Source organism: uncultured Sphingomonas sp., from assembly GCF_964250165.1.
Taxonomy (GTDB): Bacteria; Pseudomonadota; Alphaproteobacteria; order Sphingomonadales; family Sphingomonadaceae; genus Sphingomonas.
In genome coordinates this window covers 1-3,289 of the sequence record NZ_CAXUEK010000138.1, presented here as the reverse complement: position 1 = coordinate 3,289, position 3,289 = coordinate 1, and the positions used below count along the sequence as shown (strand labels likewise).

At 73.7% G+C, this 3,289-nt stretch carries 4 protein-coding genes; 1 reads left to right on the top strand and 3 read right to left on the bottom strand.

The genetic code is table 11. From position 1 onward, the window contains the following. The coding region (gene rsmA / locus ACFE64_RS15440) for a 16S rRNA (adenine(1518)-N(6)/adenine(1519)-N(6))-dimethyltransferase RsmA (RefSeq protein ID WP_375393340.1) at nucleotides 1–758 on the top strand (758 nt) is incomplete at its 5' end. A 3-nt stretch (nucleotides 759–761) separates the two neighbouring features. Here rsmA and ACFE64_RS15435 read toward each other — a convergent pair. The 3 genes from ACFE64_RS15435 to ACFE64_RS15425 form a co-directional block, all read right to left on the bottom strand. Next, entirely contained in the window at nucleotides 762–1,262 is a 501-nt protein-coding gene (locus tag ACFE64_RS15435) for a tetratricopeptide repeat protein (protein WP_375393339.1), read from the bottom strand. A 37-nt stretch (nucleotides 1,263–1,299) separates the two neighbouring features. Beyond that, entirely contained in the window at nucleotides 1,300–2,472 is a 1,173-nt protein-coding gene (locus ACFE64_RS15430; RefSeq protein ID WP_375393338.1) for an RsmB/NOP family class I SAM-dependent RNA methyltransferase, read from the bottom strand. Nucleotides 2,473–2,816: 344 nt separating this feature from the next. Then, nucleotides 2,817–3,289, bottom strand: a 473-nt coding sequence (locus ACFE64_RS15425; protein ID WP_375393337.1) for an IMP dehydrogenase, incomplete at its 5' end; no start/stop codon positions are given.

Below are 3,289 nucleotides of genomic sequence, written 5' to 3'. Positions count from 1 at the left end.
ACTTCCTGTTCGACGGCCAGCTGCTCGCCCGCATCGCCGCAGTGCCGGGCGATCTCGCCGACGCCGAGGTGCTGGAGGTCGGCCCCGGCCCCGGCGGCCTCACCCGTGCATTGCTGGCGGCGGGAGCGCGCGTGACGGCGGTGGAGCGGGACCGGCGCTGCCTGCCCGCGCTGGCCGAGCTGGCGGACGCCTACCCGGGCCGGCTGCGCGTGATCGAAGGCGACGCGCTGGCGGAGGACCTGCCGGCGCTGTTTCCGGCCACGGACGGCGCGCGGCCGCACATCGTCTCCAACCTGCCCTACAATATCGGCACGGCGTTGCTGGTCGGCTGGCTGACGGCGGACTGGCCGCCCTGGTGGGCGTCGGCGACGCTGATGTTCCAGCGTGAGGTCGCCGACCGCATCGTCGCCGGGGCGGGCAGCGACGCCTATGGCCGGCTGGCCGTGCTGGCGCAGTGGCGGGCGACCGCGCGGATCGCGATGCCGGTCCACCGCTCCGCCTTCACCCCGCCGCCCAAGGTGATGTCGGCGGTGGTGCACCTCGTGCCCGGCGATGCGCCGGCCGGGGTGGCGGTCGGCACGCTGGAGCGCCTGACCGCCGCCGCCTTCGGCCAACGCCGCAAGATGGTGCGGCAGAGCCTGAAGGGCTTACCCGGCGCGCTGGCGGCGGCCGAAGCCATCGGGCTGGACCCGACGCGGCGGGCGGAGACGGTCAGCGTGCCGGAATGGGTCGCGCTGGCGCGGGTACTCGCTACCTGAACGTCACTCGGCCTTCGGCTTCACCGCCGTATCGGCCTGCGCCGTGGTCACCGGCGGGCCCTTGGCGATGACGGCCGCGAGCTGGTTCGCGTCGGGGCACGCGCCCTTGCACAGCGCCCTGATCTTGGCGAGGTTGACCTGCGCCTGGGCGAGCGCACCCTTCATCACCAGCGCCTCGCCCTGCCCGCGCAGCGCGGCGACATCGTTTGGCTCCAGCACCAGCGCCTCGCGATAGAGGCGGATCGCCTTGCCCGGCAGGCCGCGCGCCTCGGCGACCTGGGCGAGCAGGATGAACGCCTCGCGGTTGCGCGGATCGACCGCGGCGGCGGTCTCCAGCGTGTCGGTGGCGGCGCCGAGATTGCCGGCGGCGCGCTCGGCCCGACCCTGCTGGAGGAGCGCCTGCGAGCGCGCGTCGATCGGCGCAACGGGGCGCTGGCCGGCCAGCGACGTCGACAGGCACGCCAGCGTCAGCGCCGACGCAATGGCGAAAGGAAGGGCGCGCATCATCAACTCCAGGCGGGGCACGATCGGCAACCTGCTATCACGGCGCGGTGAAGCGCGCGACGAAAAAGCCGTCCGTGCCGTCGCTGGCCGGCGTCAGCCGCAGCCCCGGCCCGCGCGGGCTGCCGGCGGGGAGCGACAGCGCCGCGGGTGTCCAGCCGGTCTGGCGCGACGCGAAGGCGCCCGCCTGGTCCGCGCCTTCCTCGTCGAGCAGCGAGCAGACGACGTAGACCAGCGCGCCGCCGGGCCGGACCAGCGCCGCGCCGAGGTCGAGCAGCCGTGCCTGCATCGCCACGAGGCGGTCGATCCGCCCGGGCGTGAGCCGCCACCGCGCCTCGGGATTGCGCCGCCAGGTGCCCGTGCCCGAGCATGGCGCATCGATCAGCACCGTATCCGCCCTGCCCTGCCAGTCCGCCAGCAGCTCCAGCTCCCGACCGGGGTTCAGCAGCCGCGTCTCGGCGATCGTCACGCCGGCCTGCGCAGCGCGCGGCGACAGGCGCGAGAGGCGCCCGCGGTCCGTGTCGCAGGCCAGGATGTGGCCCTGTTCGCCCATCGCCGCGGCCAGCGCCAGCGTCTTGCCGCCGGCCCCGGCGCAGAGATCGACGATCTGCTGCCCCGGCTGCGGAGCGGCGGCGAGCGTCACGACCTGGCTGCCGGCGTCCTGCGGCTCGACCAGCCCGGCGAACGGCGCCAGGTCGGTTCCGGCGGGCAGGCGCAGGGCGTCGGGAAGGCCGGCGATCGGCTCGGCGGCCGCGATCTGCTCCGTGATCTGCGTGGGCGTCCCCTTGAGCCGATTGACCCGGATGTCGAGCGGCGCACGCCCGGCAAGCGCCCCCTGCTCCGCCGCGTCCAGCCCCGAGGCGGCGAGCCGTTCCGTCAGCCAAGCCGGCGCGACACCTGCCGCCGCGCGCGGCTCGTCGGCCGCGATCGGTGCCGGTCCGTGCGGCGAGCCGTCGAAGGTGGCGGCGAGGTCCGCGTCTTGGCCGGCGAGCAGCAGCATCGCCGCGCGGCCGCCCGCGGGGCGCTCGCCGCAGGCCCGGATCACGGCATAGACCAGCTCGCGCACGGCACGGCGGTCCTTCGATCCGGCGTAGCGACGCGCGGCGAAATAGCGTTGGATCAGCGTGTCGGCCGCGGGGCCGTTGTCGCGCGCGGCGATGATGACGGTGTCGAGCAGCTCGATCGCGGCCTGGGCGCGGGCAGCGGGGGTCATCAGCGGGCGAGCGGATCGGACATCGGCGCGCGATGGCTGTCGGTTCGGGCGAGAATGGAAGACATCTCGGCGGCTGTCGCATGGATAGCGCCATGAAGGACAGTAATGTTCGTCATGCCGGCCCTGTGCCGGCATCCACCCGCGTTCGCGCGAACCGGTTCGAGTTAAGCCCCGCCCGCAGGCACGGACGACGGAGGACCCCGGCACAAGGCCGGGGTGACGGTGGCTCGGACGACGGGCCGCGGTAGCGCGTCACGAATTGGTCGGCTGCGTCGAACGGGTCGGCAGGCCGACCCGCGGCGCGCTTGCGCGTCTCCAGCGTAGCTCCGCTACGCTGATGCGCGTCAGCGCGTCGGATAATTCGGCGCTTCCCTGGTGATCGTCACGTCGTGAACGTGGCTCTCCGTCAACCCGGCGCCGGTGATCTGGATGAAGCGGGCGCGTCGGCGCAGTTCGGTCAGCGTCGCCGCGCCGGTATAGCCCATCGCCGCCTTCACCCCGCCGACAAGCTGGTGGATCACCTCGCGCGCCGAGCCCTTGAACGGCACCTGACCCTCGATGCCTTCGGGCACCAGCTTCATCTGGTCCTTGATGTCGCCCTGGAAATAACGGTCGGCCGACCCGCGCCCCATCGCCCCGACCGAGCCCATGCCGCGATAGGATTTGTACGCGCGGCCCTGATAGAGGAACGTCTCGCCGGGCGCCTCGTCCGTTCCCGCCAGCAGCGAGCCGATCATCACCGTCGAAGCCCCCGCCGCCAGCGCCTTGGCGATGTCGCCCGAGGTACGGATGCCGCCATCGGCGATCACCGGCACGC

Excerpts from the sequence above, each read along its gene's own strand:
- ACFE64_RS15430 (WP_375393338.1), bottom strand. The coding sequence starts at position 2,472 with ATGACCCCCGCTGCCCGCGCCCAGGCCGCGATCGAGCTGCTCGACACC.
- ACFE64_RS15435 (WP_375393339.1), bottom strand. The coding sequence starts at position 1,262 with ATGCGCGCCCTTCCTTTCGCCATTGCGTCGGCGCTGACGCTGGCGTGC.